This window comes from Pseudoflavonifractor capillosus (genome assembly GCF_016902575.1).
In the GTDB taxonomy this organism is placed as follows: Bacteria; Bacillota; Clostridia; order Oscillospirales; family Oscillospiraceae; genus Enterenecus; species Enterenecus capillosus_A.
In genome coordinates this window covers 1-24,882 of sequence record NZ_JACSNZ010000021.1, presented here as the reverse complement: position 1 = coordinate 24,882, position 24,882 = coordinate 1, and the positions used below count along the sequence as shown (strand labels likewise).

The window sequence follows — 24,882 nt, the reverse complement described above, 5'->3', positions numbered from 1 at the left end:
AACATGGGAAAGCGCAGACCATCTGGGGACGGCATGGTTCGCAGACGGAAGGATGGCCGCTGGGAAGGCCGCATCGTCATCGGCCATAAGAACAACGGCAGCCCTATCTTCCGCTATGTGTCGGCTAAGACCCAGAAAGAGCTACTGAAAAAGCTCCATCAGAGTATGGAGGAATATCAGGGGGTGGACCTCAATGAGGAAAGCAAAATGCCCCTGAGCCAGTGGTTGAACCGCTGGCTGGAGGAGTACGCCGCACCATCGGTGCGTCCCTCCACGCTGGAGGGCTACCGGGGTTACATCAACCGCAACATCAAACCCTATCTGGGGAATAAGCCGGTGGGGAAGATCACCGCCGACGATGTCCGGAAGCTATACCGGGAACTGCAGAGAAACGGACGGCAGGAACACCACCCGGAGCATGGGCACAGACTGTCCGGCGGCACCATCCGACGCATCCACGGGGTCTTCCATGAGGCTATGGATGCGGCGGTGCGGGAAAACCTCATCCCCAGGAACCCCACCGAAGGCATCACCTTACCGAAGAAGAAAACGGCACCCAAGCAGATTCTCAATGACGCCCAGTTGGAGAAATTCATGGAGGTAATTCGAGAGGATTCTATTTGGCACGACTTCTTCTACACGGAGCTAACCACCGGCTTGCGGCGAGGTGAACTTTGTGGCCTGATGTGGAGTGACTTCGATGAGAAGCACGGAACCCTCTCTGTTCGCCGGACAATACACAGGCAGAAGGGAGGAGGGATGATTGCAGGAGAACCCAAAACGGGAACGGGAAAGCGAACCATCACCCTGCCGCCCAGCACGGTCCAGCTTCTAGCCCAGCGCAAGAAAACATCCTACTCCCAGTGGATATTCCCAAATCCACTCAGCCCCGAGCAACCCACCAGTCCCAACGCTGCATACAGCCGCCTAAAGATGCTGTTGCAAAAGGCTGGCCTGCCTGACATTCGCTTCCACGATTTGCGGCACACCTTCGCCACCCACGCCCTGGCCAGCGGCGTGGATGCCAAAACTCTCTCGGGTATCCTGGGGCATACCCAGGCTTCCTTCACCCTGGACACCTACACCCATGTGACAGGGGATATGCAGAGGCGAGCCAGCGAGATTGTAGGTGGCTTCATGGAAGCCATGATGGTGAGGTGAGCGTATGGCTGGGAAACGAAAGAAAGGGGAGGGCACCGTCCGCCTGAGAAAAGATGGCCGCTGGGAGGGCCGGGTGGTGGTGGGCTACGACGAGGAGGGCAACCCCAAGACAAAAAACGTGCTGGCCAAGACCAAGAAGGAGTGCGTGGATAAGCTCAAGGAGCTGAAAAGCCAGTGTGGCGTGGTTCGGCCCGTTCAGGTGCAATCGGACATGCTCTTCCGGGATTGGCTGGATTACTGGTATCAGAACCACGCAAAGCCGAAACTTCGCCCGACCACCCAGCAGGGGTATGAATACTGCATCATCCACCACTTGATTCCGGGGGTGGGGAACATCCCCCTCAACCAGCTGACCCAGGCGGACCTCCAGCAGTTCTTCCGGCGGATGAAGGAGAGTGGACGTAAGGCCAATGTGGAACAGCACGGTGCCGGTGTGGCAGATCGAACAGTGCGCAACTGCCACGCGGTATGCCAGATGGCCCTGGAGAAGGCAGTGGATGAGAAGCTGATCCACGCTAACCCGGCGGTGGGCTGTAAGCTTCCGCCCCTGAAGGGCAAGGAGATGAAGATTCTCTCCCAAGAGGAGATTCAGCGCTTCCTCATCCAGGCCAGGGCAGAGGGAATGTACGAGCTGTTCCTGCTGGAATTGACGACAGGAATGCGCAGGGGAGAGCTGCTGGCCCTCCGATGGGATGACCTGGACTTCACCACCGGAAAACTGCGCATTGACAAGCAGGTCTGTCCCGTGGGTGGAAAGCTGGTCATCAGCGAGCCAAAGACCAAAGCAGCCAACCGGACTATTATCTTGCCGCCTGCCATGGTGGAACTGCTGGCCGAATATAAAAAAGGTGTCTTCTCTGACCTGATGTTTCCGTCTCGCACCAAGCCGGATCAGCCCATTGACCCTGGCTATGTCCGAAAGTGCCTACAAGTAATCTTGGAGCGAGCAGGATGCAAGAAAGTGAGATTTCATGATTTACGTCATACCTTCGCTACCCTGTCCCTGGAGAATGGAATGGATGTGAAGACCCTGTCCACAATCATCGGCCATGTCTCCTCGGAGACCACACTAAACACCTACACCCACATCACCGATGAAATGCGGCGCAAGGCGGCGCTGAGCATCGACCAGGGGATTGCTAAGGCAGAGGTGCAGCCGCTCCCAGAGGAGGAGCATGAAGAGCCAAAGAGGGAAGTGTTCACCCCTGTCCAGCCCACTCGGCGCAGGCCAGGGACTGGAAGTGTCAGTCAAATCAACGATCACCTCTGGGAGGGGAGATACTCCCCGGTGTGGCCGGACGGCAAGAAACGCCCTCGGAATGTTTACGCCCCCACCCAGGAAGAGTGCGAGGAGAAGCTGGCAGAGCTAATCCGGGATATGAACAGGGAGATTACAGCTCTCCGCTCTGGGGCAAGTGTGGAATACCCGGACGGTGTGAACCCCAAGAAAAAGGCCATTGCGGACTATCTGCGGGAGAACCCAGGCGTGACCAACAAGTCTCAAATTGCCAGGGAACTACATATGAGCCGCCCCACGGTGCAGCGGTACTATGATGAGGTTAGGTCGGAGCTTCGAAAACAGGCATGAAAAAAACGGGGAGGCTGTGCAACATTCAAAGCATGGTCTTCCCGATTTGATCCATGACTGGTAAAAATGCATTTGTTGGTATGGACTACATGGACTCGCCTCGTATAAACTGAATGTACCTTTTTTATCCCATAGAAACTTGTAGAATACAGTCAATGAAGGTATAGTAGTGATGAGGTGAGAAGAATGTATACGGTGCAACCCAAAAAGATGTTGATTATCAATATTTTAGATATTTTGAAGAAGTACACAGATCAGGACCACAGACTGAGTCAAAAGGAAATCATGGAGATTCTCGAATCAGGGTACAACATGAAGGTGGATCGGAAAGCGGTGAAACGCAATTTGATGAATCTCATCGACTTCGGTTACGACATCGAATACAGCGAATCGGTACGCAGTGTGCTCAACCCCTCCACAGGAGAGATGGAGGACAGTTACATCTTATCGGATTTTTACTTAGTGCGGGATTTCTCGGACAGTGAGTTGCGGCTACTCATTGACAGTTTGTTGTTCTCTAAGCATTTGCCTTATCGCCAGTGCAAGGAACTGGTGGGGAAGCTGGAGGGGCTGTCCAATCGATATTTCCGCTCCCGCGTCAAACATATCCGCACCATGCCGGATTTGTCGCTGCATAGCCAGCAGCTGTTTTATACCATTGAGGTTTTGGATGAGGCCATCAGCAGAAAGCGTCAGGTCGCCTTTACCTATAATAGCTATGGAACAGACAAAAAACTCCATCCCCGCTTGGACGAGGGCGGAAAAGTGCGGGAGTACGTGGTCAACCCTTATCAAATGGCGGCCCTCCACGGCCGATATTATCTTATATGCAATTATGATAAGTATGACAATCTTGCCAACTATCGCTTAGATCGTATTACAGATATTAAACTGCTTTCCGCTCCCATTAAGCCATTGAGTCAGGTTCAAGGAACGGAAAACGGACTGGATTTACCCCAACACATGGCTGAGCACGTCTATATGTTTACCGGAGAAAGCGATATGGTGACCTTTCGAGCGAAAAAATACTTGATCAACGATATCATTGATTGGTTCGGTGGTGGAGTCACCTTCTTTGACGAGACAGAGGAGGAGGTCGGCGTTCGGGTGCGGGTCAATCTGAAGGCTATGCGACGTTGGGCGTTGCAATATGCGCTCCATGCCAGAGTGTTGTCGCCGGAGTCCTTGGCAACACAGATCAAATGTGATATTATGACGGCGATGGGAAATTATGAGATGCCTTGCAACGACCAAAGAAAAGCGGATGACATTCCACAATGACGACGAAAGGAGATGCTGTTATGCATAAGGGAGTGTTTGAAGGAGCAAATCTGTGGCAAAATCAAAAAATCTTAATTTTGGGTGAATCCCATCACCACGGGGAGGGCGATGATCCGGAGTACACCACAGAGCGGGTGGTAAAGAACTATTTCAATAATCCCAGCGACAAGTGCTACAAATTTTTCGATAAGATTGCAGCATGTTTTGGGTTTGTTCCTGACGACAGAGAGAAATTTTGGAATCAGGTGTGGTTTGGAAACTATGTCACCGAATCTAACTGTGGGGTTGGAGACAGTAAGGCCAGGAAGTTGATAGGAGAGAACCGAGGTCAGTATAACAAGGAACTGTTTGAGTTTGTCAATGAACACGGCATAGATCTCATTTTCTGTTTCAGCCGACTGGTCTACGATAACCTACCGGACGGGGCATCCTTTGAGTCTGGGGGCATAAAACATAATGTGCCAAAGCTACATGGTAAACAGAATTATATCAGGCAGTTTGTCTATCAACCGGGGGAACGTCCCAATGGTGATGTAGCCTTGCACAAACCATTAACCGTTTATGGGTTCCGTCATCCCTCGGCTAGAGGTGGCTTTAGTGTGGAACATTATGCTCCGTTTATTAAGAAACTCGTCCAGCTATGAATTGAACACCTTCTATGAGGAAAAACTTACCCAATATTTAGAACAACCGAATGAAAAAAGCCGTGAATGGAGGTTATCCGTTCACGGCTTTTTTGTGGGATTATGGACCATAAACGGGCCATACTGCCTGATACACTGAGGGTGGATCGAAAGAAGACGGTGATGAGTAGGAGGTTCAATATGGAATGGATTGAATTGTATTCTGACGTAGACGGATCTGAGCAGCTATCTTACGTGGTGCCCATGGAGGCCCTTGACCAATTGCTGCACCCAAATTATGAGCAAGTTGAACGGGAACAACAAAAGTGGCTTAGAAGCAAAGTACAGCAGGCCTTGTGCGAGAAATATGGAGATTGCCCGGCTCAAGGAATTTTACAGCGTTTCCAGTGGGAGTTGGAGCGTATAGAGCATTTGAATATGGCGGGAGAGGTTTTGTTTCTGCGGGAACTTGTAAAAATGGTACATGAGGCTGGCGGAGAAACTTTTATAGGCGGAACTTGGGGCAGTTCGTTCCTGGTATATCTGCTGGGAATCACAGAACTAAATCCGTTGCCTCCGGAACTGGACTCCGAGGGATTTGATCTTTGCCCAATGTCACTGCTGGGAACAGATAAACCGCAGACATTTGCAGAAATCCATTTGCCAGGGAAGCTCATTCCATTGATAAAGGAAAAGACAGAACAGTTGTATGGGAAACGGATGATGGAACTGTATTGTGCTGCCATCAATCTTGAAGATGCAGTGGAAACACAGGATACTCTGAATCAGTGTTATCCGCCCACGGAATTAGAGGCACTTGGCGCATTCTGTCAAGAAATACGACAGCATCGTGAACCTGTTTCTTATAACCCTGACTGGCCGTGGCTCTATCTGGTACCGGAGGAGAAAAATCTGTCTGCAATCCCTGCAGTTTTGTCTGGCTCTGAGGACGCGGTGCGGTTGGTAACTGACCACCCTATGTGGCTGAGCCATGTGCCCAGTATACATCTTGCTGATGGTCTGGTGCAATCTGCTCTGAATCTGTGTGCTCAACGGACTGGAGTGCGGTCAAATGAGATTCCCTTGGATGATGAGAAGCTCTATGCGCTGCTGTGTAAGGTGTTCGAGAACCACGAGGCAGAGTCCCCGGTGGCGAAGGCGTGTAAGACGGTTGGATTGGAGGTTGATGGGTACTTATCTGAGGTATTCCGCATTATGAATGTTGGGGACATACACTCATTGAGCCGCATGATAAGCCTTGCACATGGTACGGCGGTTTGGTTTGGTAACCAACAACAGATGATCGAGAATGGAAGCATGAACCCTGCACAACTCATCACTTGTCGGGAGGATGTCTATAGATATCTGATGAGGTGTGGCGCTGCACATACTGAGGCATTATCCTTCATGCAAGATGTCGGGAGGGGAGATGTATGCCGCAAGGGATATACAGATTTACAACTGAATGTGCTGAAAGAATGTCAGATAGAAGATTGGTTCATCCAGGTCTGCAAAAAAATAGACTATCTCTTTCCCGAAGCGCATTGCGTTCAACTTGCGGCAAATCTAGTTCAGTTGATTTGGTATATCCAGCAAGATCCAGAGGCAATTCCTATTGTTTTGAATGCATGTGATGCCTACCTGGAAGAATGTAATGCTTTTTCGGATAAATAGTATGTTCAACGGCTGGTCTCTGCCAAAGATGTGTAGATAGGGGGAAGCGTTTCAATCCTCTTTATATGAGTAATGTTACCCTCAAACCCTGCGCCACAGAAAACAAAAAAGCACTCCTTATAAAAAGAAGCACCCTTCCTGTGGTCAAAAAATAAAACCTGTCTGTGGTATTTATGTGGTCAACCTGAAAAAGGAAAAAATAGCCCAAAATTCAGGAACCTTTTTACTGAAAAACGAGTAACAGAATTTGAACCTATGGCCCCCAGAGTTGACACTCTGAGGGCCATAAGGCGGCGGATTTTAATGCAAGAGGCCGCAGGTTCAACAAAATCACGCAAAACAAAAAACACCGCCGACATAGCGTCGACGGTGTTTTTTGGTCCGAGTGACAGGATTTGAACCTGCGGCCTCTTGGACCCGAACCAAGCGCGATACCAAGCTTCGCCACACCCGGATATTTGTTGTCATACGTCCCCACAGGGGAGGGTATAAGAAAACGCCGCAAGCGCCTCGACACTTGCGGCGATATGGAGGCGCCACCCAGATTTGAACTGGGGCATCAGGATTTTGCAGACCCTTGCCTTACCACTTGGCTATGGCGCCAGAGACACTTCTATGATATGCACCCTCCACTTAAAATAGAAGTGGAAGATCCGCTTCTATTTTAAGTGGAGCGAGTGACGAGGCTCGAACTCGCTACCTCCACCTTGGCAAGGTGGCGCTCTACCAGATGAGCTACACTCGCAAATGGTGCCTCCGGCCGGAATCGAACCAGCGACACGTGGATTTTCAGTCCACTGCTCTACCAACTGAGCTACAGAGGCATAAAAGTGGCGACGCGGAAGGGACTTGAACCCTCGACCTCCGGCGTGACAGGCCGGCGTTCTAACCAACTGAACTACCGCGCCACAAATGTTGACATCCCAACTGGAATGTCTTGGTGGGAACAACAGGGCTCGAACCTGTGACCCCTTGCTTGTAAGGCAAGTGCTCTCCCAGCTGAGCTATGCTCCCCAGTTGCTTGCGCCTTGCTCGGCGCCGTCGCTCGTCAGACGACGTTGGTTATTATAGCAACGATTGGGGGGAATGTCAACAGTTATTTTCAAATTTTCTTGAAAATTATGAAGTTGCCTCTAAAAGTAACTGTTCCAGCTCACTTTTGGAGAAATGATAAACTTTATCGCAAAATTGGCAGGTGAGTTCAGCGCTGCCTTGCTCGGCAATCAGAGATTCCAACTCGTGTCGGCCCATACTGATAAGGGCCCGGGACACTCGCTCCCGTGAGCAGTGGCAGCGGTATTCCACCGGTGTGGTCTCCAGGACTTCCAACTCAAATTCACTCAGTACCTCTTGGAGGAGGGACAGGGGGCTAATGCCCTGATCCAGCTTGGCACTTACGGCACCTACCTTGGCAATGCCGCGTTCTACCGCAGAGATGACGGAATCATCAGCGCCGGGGAGAAGCTGGATAAGGTAACCTCCGGCGGCCTGGACTGTCTGGTCAGGGGCAATGAGCACACCCAAGGCACAGGCGGTGGGGATTTGCTCACTCTCCACAAAGTAAGCGGCAATGTCCTCGGCGATCTCGCCGCCCACCAACTGCACTGAGCCTACATAGGGCTCCCGCATTCCGATGTCTTTGATGACAGTGAGCTCTCCGTCACAACCCACAGCGGCACCTACGTCCAGTTTGGCGTGAGCTTTGCGGGGCACATCCACTGCTGGGTTGGTCACGTAACCCCGGACGTTGCCATGACTGTCAGACACAGCGGTGACAGAGCCCAGTGGGCCGCCACCTCGGATGCGCAGGGTCACAGATCCGTCCTCGTTTTTCAACATGTTTCCCATCATGGATGCGCCCATGAGCAGACGGCCCAGGGCGGCAGTGGCCACAGGCCAGGTGTCATGGATGGCCCGGGCCTGCTCTACCAGGTGAGTGGCAGACAGGGCAGTGGCCTTAATGGGGGCTTCCTTGGCGATGACTCTTACAAGTTCGTCCATAAAATCTTATTGTTCCTTTCTGGCTGCAAAGAAAATGCGTTGGGCATCCGCAGTGGGTGCTCGCATTTTCAGATTGTCATATAGTTTAATAGAGGAGAAGCCTGCTTGGAGCAGAAAGTCAGTGAGTTCCTGAGGGGTGTATGCGTACTCCTCATGATATTCGCTCTCCCGGTTCCAGGCCCCGTCAGAGCGCAGCGTGAACAGGTCGATGCCGTATCCGCAGATCCTACGGCGGCGCTCATAGTCCGCCCGCCAGACGCACATCAGACTTTCGTCTTCATCCAAATAGGTCTGCCCATCAGCTTCTTCAAAGGCCAAAGGGGTCTTGGCGTCAAACAGAAAAAGCCCACCGGGGGCCAAATGGCGGTACACCCGGGCAAAGGCCCGGCATAGACGCTGGGGGCGGGTGACGTAGTTGACACTGTCCAGACAGCAGATCACTGCGTCCACCGGCTCCATAAGGGTGAACTGGGCCATATCCTGGCACAGAAAAAGCACCCCCTGATCCTGGCACTTCTGTGCTGCCACGCTGAGCATATCTGCTGAAATGTCCACAGCGGTCATCTGGTAGCCTCGGGAAGCCAGGATGGAGGTGAGGGACCCGGTGCCGCAAGCCAATTCCGCCACCGAGCGCACAGGACGCTTCAGGCGGCGGAAATGCTTTTCCACATAATCTGCCCATCGGGTGTAGCCTACGTCTCCAGTGAGACGGTCATAATACTCTGCCAGAGTGGTGTATTGTTCCATAGGGGATTACTTCAGTCGGGGCAAAACGGTCTTGTATCCGTCTGCGCCATATTGCAGGGCACGGTTGACCCGGCTGATGGTGGCGCTGGATGCGCCGGTGCGCTCCAGAATATCATTGTAAATCATGCCGCTGTCCAGCAACACAGCAACCTCCAGACGCTGAGCCATAGCCCGAAGCTCGGCTACGGTGCACAGGTCCTGGAAGAACGCACGGCACTCTTCGGTAGAGGAGAGCGACAAAATTGCCTGATACAGCAGCTCTGCATTCTCAGAGTTGTTTTTCTGCATAGTGCAGCCTCCATTTCTATTTCTTTGTTGTATACGTTAGTGTATTACCGTGTCTATCATACCATTGCGCTTCAAGAAAGTAAAGAGGTAACAGAATACAGAATAAGAAAATCATATAGAAAATCGGAAAATGCTTGCACCCAATGGGAGATGCTATTATAATGGATGCAGAATGCTCTGCGGATAAGGCAAATCCATGAACATGGTTGCGAATCCCGCATTGCGGAGGTAATTATGGTTAAAGCAATCGTAGGTGCCAACTGGGGCGACGAGGGCAAGGGCAAAATCACTGATATGCTGGCGGAGACCTCTGATGTGGTTATCCGATTCCAGGGCGGTGCTAATGCGGGGCACACCATCATCAACGATTTTGGCCGCTTTGCACTGCACATTCTCCCTTCCGGCATTTTTTACCCCCATGTCACCAATATCATTGGCAACGGAGTGGCATTGGACGTGGTAAAGCTGGTGGAGGAGCTCAAGTCCATCATTGATCAGGGTGTTCCCGCTCCCAAGTTGATTATTTCTGAGCGGGCCCAGCTGCTCATGCCTTATCATGTGCTTCAGGACAGCTATGAGGAGGAGCGCCTGGGCGGCAAGGCCTTCGGCTCCACCAAGAGCGGCATTGCTCCTTTCTATTCTGATAAGTATGCCAAGATCGGCATTCAGGTCTGTGACCTCTTCGACGAGGAGCGGCTGCGTGACCGGTTGACCCGGGCTGTGGAGCTGAAAAACGTGATGTTCCAGCACCTGTACCACAAGCCTCAGCTGGATGTGGAGCAGCTGTTCCAGCAGCTGCTGGAGTGCCGGGAGATGATTCGCCCCTATGTGGGAGATGCGGTCACTTTTGTCCACGAGGCTCTGGCTCAGGGCAAAACGGTGTTGCTGGAGGGCCAGTTGGGCTCCATGAAGGACCCCGATCTGGGCATTTTCCCCATGACCACTTCTTCTCATACCCTGGCTGGCTTCGGCTGTGTAGGCGCAGCTGTGCCTCCCACTGCCGTAAAAGACGTCATCTGCGTTACCAAGTCCTATTCTTCCTCCGTGGGTTCCAACACCGAGCCCTTTGTCAGTGAGGTCACCGGGGAAGAGGGAGATGAACTGCGCCGTCGTGGCGGAGACAAGGGCGAGTTCGGTGCTACCACCGGCCGTCCCCGCCGTGTGGGCTGGTTTGATGCTGTGGCCACCAAGTACGGCTGCATGGTGCAGGGGGCGACTCAGGTTGCCCTGACCTGTCTGGACGTGCTGGGCTACCTGGACGAGATCAAGGTCTGTGTAGGCTACGAGATCGACGGTCAGGTCACCGATCGGTTCCCCACCACCCCCAGCCTGATGCGAGCCAAGCCTGTGTTTGAGACTCTGCCCGGCTGGAAGTGCGACGTGCGGGGGATCACTGACTTTGAGGCCCTGCCCCAGCAGGCCAAGGACTATGTGAAGTTCCTGGAGTCCCACATTGGTGTACCCATCACCATTGTCTCCACCGGCCCCAAGCGCCACGAGATTGCACTGCGTCAGCCCCAATAAAAACCTTGCCCCCTTGTCCCCGCAACGGGACAAGGGGGTTTTTGCACCCTTTTTTTCGGTGGTCATACAATGGGAATGGAAGAAGGGAGAAAGTCTCTTTTCTTGTTCCCATCAACCATCGGGAGGTATTGATTTATGGCTGAATTGATTGAGCCCGGCCCCATCTGTGATACTGCTGGTATCCGAGAGGCCGTGTGCATTCACACCAGAAAGATTTACGACAGCTGTCGAGACAAGGACTGCGTAGAGGATTTGCGCCTGTACCCCACCGCCAGTTCCCAGGCCGTCATTGACCGAGCCATCAGCCTGAAGGCTGGAAAGGCGGAGCTGCTGTACGCCTACATTGATGTGGAGCCCATGGGCTTCCACAGAGGGTTTTACACCGTGGATGTGCGGTATTTTTATCGCATCACCGCCGATGCCTTTGTGGGTGCGTCTCGCCCAGTGTCTGTGTGCGGCCTGGCAGTGTTTGACAAGCGTGCCATTCTCTTTGGCAGCGAAGGCTCTGCCAGGGTGTTCTCCTCCAACGCCTCTATGGGCAGCCTGGACAGCCAGGATTTGGAGAGCACCAACCTGCCTGTGGCAGTAGTGGAGACTGCTGCGACCAACTAGGCAGAGGAGAAACACCCAGACATAGGTGCAATGGAGAGGCAAGAATGGAGATGGCATGGGTGAAAGAAACAAATTGTAAAAAAAGTTTGGGAAATCTATTGCTATTTTCATCGCCGAAAGCTATGATAGAGGTAACCGCTTCTGCCAAGGCTCCAAGGCACGGGCAGAGGGAGGAAAAAACAGACATTCTAAGGATGGAGAAGAGCGAGCAGCTCACATCCTCAGAAGTCGGATTGTATTTAGGAGGTTTTCATTATGAGATTTATTCCTTGTGCTGACTATACGGCTATGAGCCGTCAGGCTGCAAATCTCATCTCTGCACAAGTCATCGTCAAGCCCAACTGCGTGCTGGGTCTGGCCACCGGTTCTACTCCCATCGGTACTTACAAGCAGCTGATCGAGTGGTACAACAAGGGCGATCTGTCCTTCGCTCAGACCCGTTCCGTCAACCTGGACGAGTACAAGGGCCTGTCCGGCGACCACGATCAGAGCTACCGCTACTTTATGCAGAACAACCTCTTTAACCACGTGGACATCGACGTGGCTAACACCAGCGTGCCCAACGGCATGGCTGAGGACGCTGACGCCGAGTGCGCTGCCTATGACGCCCACATCCGTGAGCTGGGCGGCATCGACCTGCAGCTGCTGGGCATGGGCCACAACGGCCACATCGGCTTCAACGAGCCCGCTGACGAGTTCGTGGGCCCCACTCACGTGGTGGAGCTGGCTCAGAGCACCATCGACGCCAACAAGCGCTTCTTTGCCTCTGAGGCTGACGTGCCCCGTCACGCTTTGACCATGGGCATGGCCGCCATTCTCCAGGCTCGCAGCGTGGTTGTGGTGGTCAGCGGTGAGGACAAGGCTGAAATCGTTCACAAGGCTTTCTTTGGCCCCATCACTCCCCGTGTCCCCGCCTCTCTGCTCCAGCTGCACCCCAATGTGACCGTGGTGGGCGACGAGGCTGCCTTCTCCGTTCTGCGTAAGGAGGGATGCCTGTGAGACTCACGGGCGGACAGGTCTTTGATCCCCAGGCCGGCTTTGTAGCCAAGGACGTGTGCCTGGAGGGCGGAAAGATCGTTGAGAATTGTCAGGACAACGTGGTGGATGTGTCTGGGTGCTATGTCATCCCCGGCCTCACCGATGTCCACTTCCATGGCTGTGTGGGCGCTGATGTCTCCGACGCAGATGCTCAGGGCCTGGCTGATATGGCCGCATACGAGCTGTCTCGTGGCGTGACCCAGATTTGCCCCGCTGGTATGACTCTGGCTGCCGAGCAGCTGGAAAAGGTGTGTACCACCGCTGCCCAGCACCGTGCCGCTGGTGTGCCCGGCGCTGAGCTGGTGGGTATTCATCTGGAAGGCCCCTTCCTGGCCGCTGCCAAGAAGGGGGCTCAGAACGGCGCTTGGCTGCGCAACCCCGACGTGGCGCTGCTGCGCCGTCTGGAGGAGTGCTCCCAGGGGCTGGTGAAGCTGGTTTCCGTGGCTCCTGAACTGGAGGGCGCTATGGACTTCATCCGTGAGGTGAAGGACGAGGTGTCTGTGAGCCTGGCTCACACCACTGCCGATTATGATACTGCAATGGCTGCCTTTGAGGCGGGTGCCAATCACGTCACCCACCTGTACAATGCCATGCCTCCCTTTGCGCACCGGGATCCCGGTGTCATCGGCGCCGCTGCTGACAGCAAGGACGCCTATGTGGAGATCATCTGCGACGGCGTGCACGTGCACCCCGCCGTGATTCGGGCCACCTTCCGCATGATGGGTCGGGACCGGATGGTGCTGGTCAGCGATACCATGCGTGCTGCCGGCATGCCCGATGGTGAGTACACACTGGGTGGACAGGCCGTTTTTGTCAAGGGTAACCGGGCGGAGCTGGCTGATGGCACTCTGGCTGGTTCTGTCACTGACCTGATGAACTGCATGAAGACCGCCGTCTCCTTCGGTATTCCTCTGGAGGATGCGGTGATGGCTGCCGCTGTCAACTCTGCCAAGTCCATCGGCATCTATGACCGTGTGGGCAGTCTGGATGTGGGCAAGGACGCCAATGTGGTGGTTCTGGATCAGGACCTGAACCTGAAGGCGGTTCTGTTCCGTGGCCAGCTGGTGCACAGAGCACTGTAACAAGTACATCTGTTTTCCCTTTTGCAGGGGCCGACCATGATAGGTCGGCCCCTGTTTTGCGTTGGCATAAGGGCTGGGGAGCAACTCATATGCTGATGCGAAGGAGGGACGTGTGATGAAGAAATCAGTCCGTTTTGAGATGGTGGATCCCAATGAAGAGGGAGCATTGAGAAAACTATGGATCAAGATTTTAATGGATAAGCTGTGTAGCTGCTGGAGATAGAGAAGGGGAAAAGCCCTTCTCTTTTTTTATCAGAGGGGAGAGAAGTGTGTGAAAATCGCAGCCTATTGCCGGGTATCTACCGCCAAAGAGGAGCAGCTGGACAGTTTGGCGCACCAGAAGGAGTTTTTCCAGTCCTATGCGCTGAAAAATGGATATGAATTGGTAAATATTTATGCAGATGAGGGCATAACAGGCACCCGAATGCAAAAGAGAGACCAGTTCCAAGCGCTGCTGCGGGATGCAGCGCAGCATCAGTTTGAGCTGGTGGTGGTCAAAGATATCTCCCGCTTTGCCCGCAATACCGTGGACTTTCTCCAAAGCGTCCGGGCATTGAAGGCGTTGGGGGTGAATACCCGGTTTCTCACCGCCGACATGGACAGCCTGGGCGAATCTGAGTTTGTGCTCACGATGTTCGGGGCTTTGGCCCAGGAGGAGAGTGCCAATCTGAGCAAACGTGTGAAATTTGGCAAGAAACTCAACGCCCAGAAAGGGCGAGTGCCCCAGCGCATCTATGGTTATGACCGGGTGGACAATTTCACCTTGCGCATCAATGAGTCAGAAGCGGACGTGGTGCGGCTGATGTATGAAATGTATGTGGGGCAAGGGCTGGGCTGTCGTACCATTGCCCGGCAGCTGGACGCATGGGGCTACACCACCAAGCTGGGATGCGGTTGGACGCCATCGGCGGTACATCGGATCTTAACCAATCCCATCTACTGCGGCCTCCATATCAACCATAAATACGAGGTGGAGAACTACCTCACGGGCCGGCAAAGAAAACTCCCGGTCCAGGAGCAGTATCGCCATTCCCGGCCCCAGTGGGCCATCATTTCCCCGGAGCAGTTCCAGCAGGCTCAGGCCCAGCGAAAGGCACGGCATCAGGTCTATGGTTCCCATGAACAAAACCATCAAGGTCGATACAGCACCAGACACCTGTTCAGCGGCCTAATTCTATGCCAGGAATGCGGCAGGAGCTTTTGCCGAAAGAGCTACACATACGCACATACCCGTACCTATTGGAAGTGCTGGGGGAGTGATCAAGGGCTGTGTGCCAATTCCACAAAGGTGGAGGAGGATCAGCTCTTGGCTGCCATTGCCGATTATGTATCAGTCCGCGGCTCTGGCGGACAGGAGACGGAAGAAACGTTGGTGGAGTGGGCCAAGAGGCATCGTAACGGGCGAGCCCAGGCAGAGAGGGAGAAAAAACGGCTGGAGCGAAAGCGGGAACGCTTAGCCCTGCTCTACGCCAACGAGGGTCTGACTCTGGAGGAGTTTCTCAAAAAACAGGAGGAAATACAGGCAAGGATTTCCGCTTTACAGCAGTTGAAATGCGGTGAGCAGGAAGATGAACAACGGGTACGGGAACAGGTGCGACGATATATGGGGTGGCAGGACTTGACTCGGGGAGACATGGCAAAGCTGGTGGAGCGTATCACCGTGGATGGCAGAGGAGAGGTGCGGGTTCAGTTTTGTGCGGCGGGGAAAACCTGCCCAGATGATCCTGTCAGTGGAGGCTGTGGATCCCATCATCCTCAGCATGAAGCTGGTGGAAAGTTGTGAGAACAACGGGTGCTGCTGTGGCTGCTGCTGCGACCCCAGCGACATCCCGCCCTGCATCACCTCTTGTTTCCCCGGTGAGCTGTCCATGGGCAGCGAGGGAAAGCGGGTGTATGTGACCTTGGGCCAGTTCTCCATGATCCGCTTGGAGCGGGACAGCCAGCTGCTGATCCCTGCCTACGACTACTGCATTCCCAGCAAGGAGTGCACTGGAGGCAGCGAGGAGGATCCCTGTGCTCTGTTCCGCAAGGTACAGTTCCCCACCGAGGAGTTCTTCCCGCCCAACACGGTCACGCCTCCTGAGGGCTACCAGGAGGCCAAACAATGCAATCCCTGCTGTCAAGGGTAAGCGAGGGGAGGGGCGCTGCTGTATGCGCCCCTCCCATTTTCCTGGGTCGGGGCACTTTTTTTTTACGGTGAAGTCTGATATAATTACAGAATAAGGTCTTTATGACTGAATATAGATTGAGTAACACAAGCCGGAGGGTTTGCATATGAATGAGATACATAAGCTGTACGGGGAGCTGCAGCGGCGGTTTCCCGGCCTGGATTTGCGTCTGGACGAGCCTATGAGCCGTCATACCACCTTTCGAGTGGGGGGACCTGCGGCTCTGATGGCCTGTCCCCGCAACACGGAAGAGCTGGTGGAGACGGTGAAGCTGGCTCGGGAGCTGGAAGTGCCCACTGTGATGGTGGGCAATGGCTCCAATCTGCTGGTGGATGATGGAGGTGTGAATGCCTTTGTGGTGAAAACCGTGCCTCAATATGCTGCCTGTGAGATCCAGGGAGAGGAAATCACCGCCCAGGCAGGTATTCTCCTTTCACAGCTGGCCAACCGGGCAGCTCAGGCGGGGTTGACGGGGCTGGAGTTTGCCCAGGGCATCCCCGGGAGCCTGGGTGGTGGCGTGACCATGAACGCCGGAGCATACGGGGGAGAGATGGTGCAGGTGGTGCGCCAGGTAGGGGTGCTTTGCCCTGATGGAACTGTGGAGACCTGGGAGGGTGAGCGTTGTGACTTCCGTTATCGCCACTCCGCCTTCAGTGACGGAGAACACCTGGTGCTGTGGGTGAAGCTGGGGCTTCAGCCTGGAGACCAGGGGGAGATTCAGGAGAAAATGCGGGATTACGCGTGCAGACGTCGGGAGAAGCAGCCCCTGGAATATCCCAGTGCGGGCTCTACGTTTAAGCGGCCAGAGGGGCATTTTGCGGCAGCTTTGATTGACCAGTGCGGGCTCAAGGGCCTGCGGGTAGGCGGAGCTATGGTCTCGGAAAAACACGCTGGGTTTGTCATCAACGCAGGGGGCGCCACTTGCAGTGACATCCTGCATCTGATGGAACAGATCCAAAGTCGTGTGCATCAGGCCACCGGTGTGGAGCTGGAGCCAGAGGTCAGATACCTCAAGTGAGGAGGAAAAAATATGGAGCTTTTTATCGTCTCGGGGCTTTCCGGAGCAGGAAAATCCACGGTGATGTCCATACTGGAGGATAGCGGTTATTTCTGTGTGGATAATCTGCTTCCGGTGCTGATTCCCAAGTTTGCAGAGCTATGTCAGATGGGCAGCGGCTCACATCAGCGGGCGGCAGTGGTGTGTGATATTCGGGGCGGCAGCAACTTTGACGGGTTGTTTGAAGCCTTGGACGTGCTGGATGGTATGAAGGTGCCCTACAAGATTCTGTTTGTGGACGCAGATGACCAAACCATCATCAAGCGATATAAGGAGACCCGGCGCAGCCACCCGCTTATGGACACCCAAGGCACTCTGGCCCAGGCGGTGCAGAAGGAGCGGGAGGTCATGGAGCCGGTGCGCAGCCGGGCCAGTGTGGTACTGCGCACGGATGCCATGTCCACCCGAAAGCTGCGGGATCAGGTGCTGGAGTTGGTGTATCCCGGCCGCAGAAAGAACAGCGAGCTCAACGTGTGTGTCACCTCCTTCGGATTCAAGTACGGCCTGCCTATGGAGGCGGATCTGGTCTTCGATGTACGATTTTTACCCAATCCGTTTTATGTGGAGGGGCTGCGCTCCCACACCGGACTGGACGACGGCGTGCGGGACTATGTGTTCCAATTCCCCCAGAGTTACGAGTTTCTGGATAAGTTAAAAGACATGGTGGATTTCCTGCTGCCTCATTTTGTGGAGGAGGGGAAGAGTATGGTGGTGGTGGCCATTGGCTGTACTGGCGGCAAGCACCGGTCAGTGGCCATGACCCACGCTCTGGCCCAACACATTCAGGAGTTGGGATACCGGGTATCGGAAAATCACCGGGATATGACGAGGGCCTGATATGAATAATCAGAAACATGGACCGGCCATTGTGGCCATTGGCGGCGGACATGGATTGTCCGCTGTGCTGCGAGGACTGAAAAACTGCACCGATGACCTCACTGCCATCGTGACTGTGGCGGATGACGGGGGCGGCTCCGGCACCCTTCGGGAGGAACTGGGAATGCCCCCACCGGGTGATATCCGCAACTGTATGGAGGCCCTGGCAGATGAAGAGTCTCTGATGCGCACCTTGCTTGCCTACCGCTATCCCGAGGGACGGCTGGCAGGCCAGGCGTTTGGCAACCTGTTGTTGGCGGCTTTGGATGGGATCTCTCCGTCCTTTGACCAGGCTGTGGCCCAGATGAGCCAGGTTTTGGCCATTCGGGGCACCATTTTGCCGGTGACCAACGAGAATGTGCAGCTGGAAGCGGTGTTTGAAAATGGCACCCGAGTGTGTGGAGAGTCCAAAATTTTTGCGTTCAAAAAGCAACAAAATTGCGGCATCCACCATGTGAGACTGATTCCCGAGCACCCACCTGCCTTGCCCGCTGCGCTGGACGCCATTGCCCGGGCGGATGTGATTATGCTGGGGCCGGGCAGCTTGTACACCAGTGTCATTCCAAACCTGCTGGTGGATGGGATTTCCCATGCCATCGAGGAAAGTCCGGCACTGAAAATTTATGTGTGCAACATCATGACCCAGGACGGTGAGACCGAGGGCATGACAGCATCCGATCATTTGGCAGCTTTGCTGGAGCACGGCGGGCCTAAGCTGGTGGATCTGTGTCTGTGCAACAGCGCCACCATTTCTGGGGAGCTGCTTAGCCGCTATCGTCAGGAGGATGCTGTGCCCCTGGTGATAGATCGCCGGGAGATGGAGCTGATGGGTGCAGATGTGGTGTGCCGCCCCCTCACCGACGAGAACATTGGGTATGCCAGACACTCTGGTAAAAAAGTGGCGGATGCTGTCATTGAGCTATACAAGCAGCGCTCACACACCCAGATATTCTAATGAAGGAGCAGATGCCTGTGACCTTTTCTGCCCAGGTAAAACAAGAGCTATGCAGACAATCTATGAGCCGCCGTTGCTGTGCCCAAGCGGAGGCCTATGGGATTCTGCTCTACTGCAATACATTTCACGCCCATCAGGTGCGCATTATCACCGAATCGCCCCAGCTAAAACAGCGGTTGCCACTGCTGTTCCATAAGGCGTTTCGGCTCGAGTTTGACGTGATCCCTCCTATGGGGGAAGGGAAGGGCAGCTTTTTGCTGGAGGACCCCGCCAAACTGCGTACCATATTTGATACCTTTGGGTTGGAGCGAGACAGTGCAGTCTCACTGCACATCAACTTTGCCCACCTGGAGGAGGAACACTGCCAGACGGCGTTTTTTCGGGGTGCATTTTTAGCAGGAGGGTCAGTGACTGACCCGGGTAAGAGCTACCACCTGGAGCTGGCCACCTCCCACGCCGCTGTGGGGCGGGAGAGCATTGCCCTGCTCCAGGAGGTGGGTTTCACCCCCAAGGACACCCAGCGCAAGGGGAATCATGTGACCTATTTCAAGCAAAGTGACCATATTGAGGACTTTCTCACCACCATTGGTGCACCGGTATCTGCCATGGAGGTGATGACTGCGAAACTGGAGCGAGACTTGCGGGGCAGTGTCAACCGCCGGGTCAACTGTGATGCCGCCAATCTGGATAAGACCGTGGAGGCAGCCCGGTGGCAGATGGAGGCCATCTACCGCCTGGAAGAGCGGGGGATGCTGGAGAATCTGCCGGACAAACTCAAGGAGGCGGTGGATCTGCGCATGGCCCACCCGGAGCTCACTCTGGCCCAACTGGCAGAGCTGTGCACTCCGCCGGTAAGCAAGTCCGCCCTGAACCACCGTCTGCGTAAGCTGGCCCAGCTGGCTGAGAGCTGAGAGACCGTTTTTTACCCAGGAGGAGACACCCATGTCATTTGTCCATCTACACGTACATACAGAATATTCCCTGCTGGATGGAGCCTGCCGAATCAAGCAGCTGGCCCAGCGGGTGAAGGAGTTGGGGCAGGAGGCGGTGGCCATCACCGACCACGGCGTCATGTTTGGCGCTGTGGATTTCTACCGGGCCTGCTTGGGGGCGGGGATCAAGCCCATCATTGGCTGTGAGGTGTATGTGGCCCCACGTTCCCGCTTCGACCGCACCCGAGAACTGGATGGCTCCCCTCGCCACCTGGTATTGCTGTGTAAAAATGAGACAGGGTATCGGAACCTCAGCTATCTGGTGTCCATGTCCTATGTGGAGGGCTTTTACGGAAAGCCCCGGGTGGATATGCAGCTGCTGCGAGAGCGCAGTGAAGGCCTGATTGCCTTATCTGCCTGTCTGGGCGGTGAGATTCCACGCCGCCTGATGGCGGGGGACTATCAGGGAGCGTTGGCCCACGCTCTGGAGATGCGGGAGATCTTTGGAGAGGACAATTATTATCTGGAACTCCAGGATCATGGAATATCCCAGCAGCAGTCGGTGAATGCCGGTATTTTCCGCCTTCACGCTGAAACTGGGATCCCCCTGGTGGCCACCAATGACGCCCACTACCTGACCCGAGAGGACTCGGTGATGCAGGATGTGCTCATGTGTGTGCAGACGGGCAAGCGGTTGGACGATGCCGACCGGATGCGGTTTGAAACCCAGGAGTTCTACATCAAAAGCGAGGAGGAGATGCGCAGCCTCTTCCCCCAGTGCCCTGAGGCCATTGAAAACACCGCAAAAATTGCCCAGATGTGCCAGGTGGACTTTCAGTTCGGCGTCCACCATCTGCCTGAGTTTAAGCTGCCCCCCGGAGAGACGGACGGAGATGCCTACTTTGAGCGTCTGTGCCGCCAGGGCTTTGCCCAGCGGTATCCCCAGGCGGGGGAGGAGTACAAGAAGCGTCTGGAAATGGAGATGAATATGATCCGACGCATGGGCTTTGTGGACTATTTTCTCATCGTCTCCGACTTCATCGGCTATGCCAAGAGCCAGGGGATCCCTGTGGGGCCGGGCCGAGGCTCTGCTGCCGGCTCCATGGTGTCCTACTGCCTGTATATCACAGACATTGACCCTATGAAGTACAACCTGTACTTTGAGCGATTCCTCAACCCTGAGCGTGTGACCATGCCGGATATTGATATTGACTTCTGCATCCGGCGCCGTCAGGAGGTCATTGACTATGTGGCCCGGAAGTACGGAGAAGATCACGTGGCCCAAATCGTCACCTTCGGCACCATGAAGGCCAAGGCCGCCATCCGAGATGTGGGGCGGGTGATGGACATGCCCTATGCGGAGGTGGATGCCATTGCCAAGCAGGTGCCCTTCGCCCTGGACATGACATTGGACAAGGCTCTGGTTCTGTCCAAGGGACTGGCAGACCTGTATAACGGGAACGAAAAGGTCAAGCAACTGGTGGACATGGCCCGCAAGCTGGAGGGGATGCCCCGCAACGCCTCCACCCATGCCGCCGGCGTGGTCATCACCCGCCTGCCGGTGTATGAGTACGTGCCTTTGGCCACCAATGATGAAGTGCCGGTGACCCAGTATACCATGGTGACCCTGGAGGAACTGGGCCTTTTGAAGATGGACTTTTTAGGGCTGCGTAACCTGACCATTTTGGACGATGCGGTGAAGATGGTGAAGGAACACGATCCAAACTTCTCCATGAGTCAGATCCGGGATGATGACCCGGAGGTGTTCCGAATGCTTTCGGAAGGGCGCACATCAGGGGTGTTCCAGATGGAGTCTTCGGGTATGACCGGGGTGTGCGTGGGGCTCAAGCCTCAGAATATCGAGGATATTACGGCTATCATTGCCCTCTACCGTCCCGGCCCCATGGACTCCATTCCCAAGTTCATTGCCAGTAAGCATGACCCACGCTGTATCACCTACCGAAATCCGGCCCTGGAGCCCATTTTGTCTGTGACCTACGGGTGTATCGTCTATCAGGAGCAGGTCATTGAGATCTTCCGCCGTCTGGCCGGGTACTCTCTGGGCCAGGCTGACATGGTGCGCCGGGCCATGAGTAAGAAGAAGGTCAAGGACATTGAGCGGGAGCGAGAGGCGTTTATCCACGGAGATCCGGAGCGGAACATTGAGGGCTGCGTAGCCCGGGGGATTCCGGCGGAGGATGCCCAGGGTATTTATGATGAGATCTATGCCTTCGCCAACTACGCCTTCAACAAGGCCCATGCGGTGAGCTATGCCATTGTGGCCTACCAGACAGCGTGGTTTAAGTGCCATTATACCAGGGAGTATATGGCGGCGCTGCTCACTTCAGTGCTAGACTCCCAAGATAAGGTGGCGGAATATATTGCCGAGTGCAAGGAAAACGGCATCGCCCTGCTGCCCCCGGACATCAACGAGTCGGGGCTGAGCTTTACCGTGTCTGAGGGCAACATCCGCTTCGGCCTGGCAGCCCTCAAGGGGGTGGGCCGGGGCTTTGTCAATGCAGTGCTGGCCCAGCGGCAGCAGGGAGGGCCTTTCACCTCTTTCCCGGACTTCTGCGCCCGCATGAGTCACAGTGATCTGAACAAGCGGGTGCTGGAGAGCCTGATTCGGGCGGGATGCTTTGACCGTATGGGCTACCGCCGCAGCCAGCTGCTGCGGGCCTTTGACCAGGTTGTGGACTCCATCCTCCGGGACCAGCGGCAGAAGCTGGAGGGGCAGTTTGACCTCTTTGGCACTTCGGAGAGCCGGGGACCGGAGATGAAGCTGCCGGATATTCCGGAGTTTTCTCCCGCAGAGCTTATGGCCATGGAGAAGGAGGTCACAGGTCTATACCTCTCCGGCCACCCCATGGATCAATACCGACATCAGGTGAAAAAACTCAAGGCAGTGCCCATTGCTGGGCTGATCCAGGGCTGTTCTGAGGAGGGCGACCGTCCCCCCAAGTACTCTGACGGTCAAAAGGTGACTGTGGCGGGTGTGGTGGCCTCAGTGAAGACCAAGACCACAAAAAATAATACCCTCATGGCCTACGTGAATCTGGAGGATGCCACGGGCGCCATGGAGCTGATGGTGTTCTCCCGAGTGCTGGGGGAGTGCGGACACTACCTGAAGGCAGGCTTGCCGGTGGCGGTGACGGGCAGAGTGTCCCAGCGGGACGAGAAGGAGCCGCAGATCATGGCTGACTGGATCGGCCCTCTGGCGCAAGAGGCCCAGCCTGAGGCCACCGAGCAGCAGGAGGCCCAATCGGGGGATACCCTGTGGATCCGACTGCCGGACGGAGAGGCATCTCTGGTATGGCTGAAAAAGCTGCTGAACATGTTCCCAGGTGGGGAGCGCACCATTGTGTACCTGCAGGACAGCGGCAAGAAGCTGCTCACCGCCTGCCTCCACCACACTGCGCTGCTGGAGGAACTCAAGGAGAAGCTGGGCGTGGATAGCGTCGTACTGCGCTAAAGGAGAAGCTATGAATCGGATACTGACACACATCGGAAGCCTGCTTTTTCACCGAGTAGGCATTATGGCCAGCCTCATGGTCATTCAGATAGGCTTCTACATTTTCGCCCTGTCCCAACTCCAGGAGACTGCCTTTTACAATGCCATACACTGGGTGTTTTTGGTGCTGTCCATCCTAGTGGTGGTGTGGATCGTGGCCAGCAACAGCAATCCCGGCTATAAGATCAGCTGGATCATCATTGTCCTGGGACTGATGCCCTTTGGCTCTCTGGCCTACCTGCTCTTGGGTGGCAACCATTTGTCCAAGTTTAACCAGGAGCGTCTGCGTATCATGGAGGAGAAGATCCAGCAGAACCTGGGGGAGGAGTGCTGTAAATCCGGTTCTTTGACCCAGCTCATTGGCTCGGACGCGGCGTGCATGGCCAACTATTTGGAACAGAAAGCCCATTGCCCCGTGTATGGCAACACAAAAAGTCACTACTATCCCCTGGGCGACAACTGTTACAGTGACATCTTGGCTGCCCTTTGGGGGGCAAAACGGTATATCTTCATTGAGTATTTTATCATTGAAGAGGGAAAACTGTGGAACTCCATTTTGGACGTGCTCCAGGTGAAGGTGCAGCAGGGGGTGGAAGTGCGAGTCATCTACGATGACGTGGGCTCCATCTTCACGCTGCCGGCAGATTATCCGGATCGACTGGAAAAGCTAGGCATCCAGTGCCGGGTGTTCAACCGCATCCTCCCGGTGATCTCCCTGCGGCAAAACAACCGGGATCACCGAAAATATATGATCGTAGATGGTCAGGTGGCCTTCACCGGGGGTATCAACATGGCCGACGAGTATATCAACGTCAAATCCCGATTCGGTCATTGGAAGGACTCTGCCATCCGCCTGGAAGGGGATGCGGTGTGGTCGATGACGGTGTCCTTTTTGTCCATGTGGGACTTTACGGAAAACAGTCAGGAGGATTTTGACGCCTACCGGCCTCAGCCCTCGGGATGGAGTGAGGTGGGATATGTGCAGCCCTACCAAGACTGTCCCTGGGACAATGAAGCGGTGGGGTTGTCTGTGTACCTCAACCTCATCAACCGGGCCAAGCGGTACGTGTATATCACCACGCCATACCTGGTCATTGACTACTCCATCACAGTTGCTCTGACCACGGCAGCCAAGTCCGGCGTGGATGTGCGCATCATTACCCCGCACATTCCGGATAAAAAGACGGTGTTTGAGGTGACACGAGCCTGCTATGAGGAGCTGCTGGAGGCTGGAGTGAAGATTTACGAGTATGCCCCGGGCTTCATCCACGGCAAGAACTTCGTGGTGGACGACTGCTATGCCACAGTGGGCACAGTGAATATGGATTACCGGAGTATGTTCCTCCACTTTGAAAATGGTGTGCTCCTCTATGGCACTCCCACGGTGCATGAGATCCGCAACGATTTCTTGAGCACCCAGGAAAAGAGCTTGGAGGTAACCCTGGAGAAGTGCAGGAGTGTACCTTATTATCACCGCCTGGTGCGACAAATTTTGCAGGTGTTTGCACCACTGCTATAAGAAAAGAACGGATCAGGAGTTTGTTGCCTCCTGATCCGTTCTTTTGTCTTTTACTTGCGCAGGTAACGGGCTACCGCCTGTTCCAGCAGCTGCTGGCCCTCTTTGGAGCGGAGCACGTCCACCACAGCGTCGTGGACGGCTTGCTGGAACCCGGCACTTTTCAGAATAGGGTCCAGCATGGAGCCCTCCTTCACAGGGGCGGAGCGGACTGCCGGGGCCCGCTTGGGCTGGGGCGGGAGATAGGG

General features: G+C 54.9%; 20 protein-coding genes, 6 tRNA genes and 1 pseudogene. 17 read left to right on the top strand and 10 right to left on the bottom strand.

Going from position 1 to position 24,882, the window contains the following annotated elements; all coding sequences use genetic code 11:
- The first annotated feature begins 3 nt into the window (after positions 1-3).
- From H9X86_RS07815 to H9X86_RS07795, 5 genes are all read left to right on the top strand, one after another.
- The gene (locus H9X86_RS07815; protein ID WP_204900980.1) at positions 4-1,161 is read left to right on the top strand and encodes a tyrosine-type recombinase/integrase; all 1,158 of its coding nucleotides are present in this window, start codon (positions 4-6) and stop codon (positions 1,159-1,161) included.
- 4 nt (positions 1,162-1,165) lie between these two features.
- On the top strand, positions 1,166-2,749 hold the full coding sequence (locus tag H9X86_RS07810; RefSeq protein WP_204900979.1) for a tyrosine-type recombinase/integrase: 1,584 nt from the start codon (positions 1,166-1,168) through the stop codon (positions 2,747-2,749).
- A gap of 186 nt (positions 2,750-2,935) precedes the next feature.
- Entirely contained in the window at positions 2,936-4,030 is a 1,095-nt protein-coding gene (locus tag H9X86_RS07805) for a helix-turn-helix transcriptional regulator (protein WP_204900978.1), read from the top strand.
- Positions 4,031-4,050: 20 nt separating this feature from the next.
- The gene (locus H9X86_RS07800) at positions 4,051-4,674 is read left to right on the top strand and encodes a hypothetical protein (RefSeq protein WP_204900977.1); all 624 of its coding nucleotides are present in this window, start codon (positions 4,051-4,053) and stop codon (positions 4,672-4,674) included.
- A 180-nt stretch (positions 4,675-4,854) separates the two neighbouring features.
- Positions 4,855-6,327: a PolC-type DNA polymerase III family protein gene (locus H9X86_RS07795; RefSeq protein WP_204900976.1), complete on the top strand. Its 1,473-nt coding sequence runs from the start codon at positions 4,855-4,857 to the stop codon at positions 6,325-6,327.
- Between the two features lie 377 nt (positions 6,328-6,704).
- Here H9X86_RS07795 and H9X86_RS07790 read toward each other — a convergent pair.
- The 9 genes from H9X86_RS07790 to H9X86_RS07750 form a co-directional block, all read right to left on the bottom strand.
- Positions 6,705-6,781, bottom strand: a tRNA-Pro gene (locus H9X86_RS07790).
- Between the two features lie 74 nt (positions 6,782-6,855).
- Positions 6,856-6,930, bottom strand: a tRNA-Cys gene (locus H9X86_RS07785).
- A 66-nt stretch (positions 6,931-6,996) separates the two neighbouring features.
- Positions 6,997-7,072, bottom strand: a tRNA-Gly gene (locus tag H9X86_RS07780).
- Between the two features lie 3 nt (positions 7,073-7,075).
- Positions 7,076-7,151 (bottom strand) — tRNA-Phe (locus tag H9X86_RS07775).
- A gap of 7 nt (positions 7,152-7,158) precedes the next feature.
- A tRNA-Asp gene (locus H9X86_RS07770) sits at positions 7,159-7,235 on the bottom strand.
- 30 nt (positions 7,236-7,265) lie between these two features.
- Positions 7,266-7,341, bottom strand: a tRNA-Val gene (locus tag H9X86_RS07765).
- Between the two features lie 105 nt (positions 7,342-7,446).
- On the bottom strand, positions 7,447-8,328 hold the full coding sequence (gene hslO / locus H9X86_RS07760; protein WP_204900975.1) for an Hsp33 family molecular chaperone HslO: 882 nt from the start codon (positions 8,326-8,328) through the stop codon (positions 7,447-7,449).
- A 6-nt stretch (positions 8,329-8,334) separates the two neighbouring features.
- Positions 8,335-9,075 (bottom strand): class I SAM-dependent DNA methyltransferase, encoded by a 741-nt coding sequence (locus tag H9X86_RS07755; protein ID WP_204900974.1) that lies wholly within the window; start codon positions 9,073-9,075, stop codon positions 8,335-8,337.
- A gap of 6 nt (positions 9,076-9,081) precedes the next feature.
- Entirely contained in the window at positions 9,082-9,363 is a 282-nt protein-coding gene (locus H9X86_RS07750) for a YerC/YecD family TrpR-related protein (RefSeq protein ID WP_204900973.1), read from the bottom strand.
- Positions 9,364-9,597: 234 nt separating this feature from the next.
- Between H9X86_RS07750 and H9X86_RS07745 the strand changes: the two genes are divergently transcribed.
- From H9X86_RS07745 to cls, 12 genes are all read left to right on the top strand, one after another.
- Entirely contained in the window at positions 9,598-10,887 is a 1,290-nt protein-coding gene (locus H9X86_RS07745; protein ID WP_204900972.1) for an adenylosuccinate synthase, read from the top strand.
- 135 nt (positions 10,888-11,022) lie between these two features.
- Positions 11,023-11,499 carry a hypothetical protein gene (locus tag H9X86_RS07740; RefSeq protein ID WP_243416888.1) on the top strand — a complete coding sequence of 159 codons (477 nt, stop codon included), beginning with the start codon at positions 11,023-11,025 and terminating at the stop codon, positions 11,497-11,499.
- A gap of 255 nt (positions 11,500-11,754) precedes the next feature.
- Positions 11,755-12,498, top strand: a complete 744-nt coding sequence (gene nagB / locus H9X86_RS07735) for a glucosamine-6-phosphate deaminase (RefSeq protein ID WP_204900971.1) — start codon at positions 11,755-11,757, stop codon at positions 12,496-12,498.
- Positions 12,495-13,619 carry an N-acetylglucosamine-6-phosphate deacetylase gene (gene nagA, locus H9X86_RS07730; RefSeq protein WP_204900970.1) on the top strand — a complete coding sequence of 375 codons (1,125 nt, stop codon included), beginning with the start codon at positions 12,495-12,497 and terminating at the stop codon, positions 13,617-13,619. Before nagB ends, nagA begins: the two co-directional genes overlap by 4 nt.
- 271 nt (positions 13,620-13,890) lie before the next feature.
- A complete protein-coding gene (locus H9X86_RS07725) occupies positions 13,891-15,402 on the top strand; it encodes a recombinase family protein (protein WP_204900969.1) in 1,512 nt (503 codons plus the stop codon).
- Positions 15,359-15,748 (top strand): hypothetical protein, encoded by a 390-nt coding sequence (locus H9X86_RS07720; protein ID WP_204900968.1) that lies wholly within the window; start codon positions 15,359-15,361, stop codon positions 15,746-15,748. The genes H9X86_RS07725 and H9X86_RS07720 overlap by 44 nt, the downstream gene beginning before the upstream one ends.
- A gap of 145 nt (positions 15,749-15,893) precedes the next feature.
- On the top strand, positions 15,894-16,805 hold the full coding sequence (gene murB, locus H9X86_RS07715) for a UDP-N-acetylmuramate dehydrogenase (protein WP_204900967.1): 912 nt from the start codon (positions 15,894-15,896) through the stop codon (positions 16,803-16,805).
- Positions 16,806-16,817: 12 nt separating this feature from the next.
- Entirely contained in the window at positions 16,818-17,681 is an 864-nt protein-coding gene (rapZ, locus tag H9X86_RS07710) for an RNase adapter RapZ (RefSeq protein ID WP_204900966.1), read from the top strand.
- Position 17,682: 1 nt separating this feature from the next.
- The gene (locus tag H9X86_RS07705; RefSeq protein ID WP_204900965.1) at positions 17,683-18,675 is read left to right on the top strand and encodes a gluconeogenesis factor YvcK family protein; all 993 of its coding nucleotides are present in this window, start codon (positions 17,683-17,685) and stop codon (positions 18,673-18,675) included.
- Positions 18,676-18,686: 11 nt separating this feature from the next.
- The gene (whiA, locus tag H9X86_RS07700; protein WP_207752627.1) at positions 18,687-19,586 is read left to right on the top strand and encodes a DNA-binding protein WhiA; all 900 of its coding nucleotides are present in this window, start codon (positions 18,687-18,689) and stop codon (positions 19,584-19,586) included.
- Positions 19,587-19,617: 31 nt separating this feature from the next.
- Positions 19,618-23,079, top strand: coding sequence for a DNA polymerase III subunit alpha (locus tag H9X86_RS07695; protein ID WP_204900963.1), 3,462 nt, complete (start codon positions 19,618-19,620; stop codon positions 23,077-23,079).
- A gap of 10 nt (positions 23,080-23,089) precedes the next feature.
- Positions 23,090-24,637, top strand: coding sequence for a cardiolipin synthase (gene cls, locus H9X86_RS07690; protein ID WP_204900962.1), 1,548 nt, complete (start codon positions 23,090-23,092; stop codon positions 24,635-24,637).
- 50 nt (positions 24,638-24,687) lie between these two features.
- Here the strand turns inward: cls and H9X86_RS07685 are convergent.
- Positions 24,688-24,882: pseudogene (locus tag H9X86_RS07685) on the bottom strand (helix-turn-helix domain-containing protein); the annotation flags it as partial.

Excerpts from the sequence above, each read along its gene's own strand:
- H9X86_RS07695 (WP_204900963.1), top strand. The coding sequence starts at position 19,618 with ATGTCATTTGTCCATCTACACGTACATACAGAATATTCCCTGCTGGAT.
- H9X86_RS07745 (WP_204900972.1), top strand. The coding sequence starts at position 9,598 with ATGGTTAAAGCAATCGTAGGTGCCAACTGGGGCGACGAGGGCAAGGGC.
- H9X86_RS07740 (WP_243416888.1), top strand. The coding sequence starts at position 11,023 with ATGGCTGAATTGATTGAGCCCGGCCCCATCTGTGATACTGCTGGTATC.
- H9X86_RS07705 (WP_204900965.1), top strand. The coding sequence starts at position 17,683 with ATGAATAATCAGAAACATGGACCGGCCATTGTGGCCATTGGCGGCGGA.
- H9X86_RS07805 (WP_204900978.1), top strand. The coding sequence starts at position 2,936 with ATGTATACGGTGCAACCCAAAAAGATGTTGATTATCAATATTTTAGAT.
- hslO (WP_204900975.1), bottom strand. The coding sequence starts at position 8,328 with ATGGACGAACTTGTAAGAGTCATCGCCAAGGAAGCCCCCATTAAGGCC.
- H9X86_RS07815 (WP_204900980.1), top strand. The coding sequence starts at position 4 with ATGGGAAAGCGCAGACCATCTGGGGACGGCATGGTTCGCAGACGGAAG.
- H9X86_RS07800 (WP_204900977.1), top strand. The coding sequence starts at position 4,051 with ATGCATAAGGGAGTGTTTGAAGGAGCAAATCTGTGGCAAAATCAAAAA.
- H9X86_RS07755 (WP_204900974.1), bottom strand. The coding sequence starts at position 9,075 with ATGGAACAATACACCACTCTGGCAGAGTATTATGACCGTCTCACTGGA.
- rapZ (WP_204900966.1), top strand. The coding sequence starts at position 16,818 with ATGGAGCTTTTTATCGTCTCGGGGCTTTCCGGAGCAGGAAAATCCACG.
- nagB (WP_204900971.1), top strand. The coding sequence starts at position 11,755 with ATGAGATTTATTCCTTGTGCTGACTATACGGCTATGAGCCGTCAGGCT.
- murB (WP_204900967.1), top strand. The coding sequence starts at position 15,894 with ATGAATGAGATACATAAGCTGTACGGGGAGCTGCAGCGGCGGTTTCCC.
- H9X86_RS07795 (WP_204900976.1), top strand. The coding sequence starts at position 4,855 with ATGGAATGGATTGAATTGTATTCTGACGTAGACGGATCTGAGCAGCTA.
- H9X86_RS07750 (WP_204900973.1), bottom strand. The coding sequence starts at position 9,363 with ATGCAGAAAAACAACTCTGAGAATGCAGAGCTGCTGTATCAGGCAATT.
- H9X86_RS07810 (WP_204900979.1), top strand. The coding sequence starts at position 1,166 with ATGGCTGGGAAACGAAAGAAAGGGGAGGGCACCGTCCGCCTGAGAAAA.
- cls (WP_204900962.1), top strand. The coding sequence starts at position 23,090 with ATGAATCGGATACTGACACACATCGGAAGCCTGCTTTTTCACCGAGTA.
- whiA (WP_207752627.1), top strand. The coding sequence starts at position 18,687 with ATGCCTGTGACCTTTTCTGCCCAGGTAAAACAAGAGCTATGCAGACAA.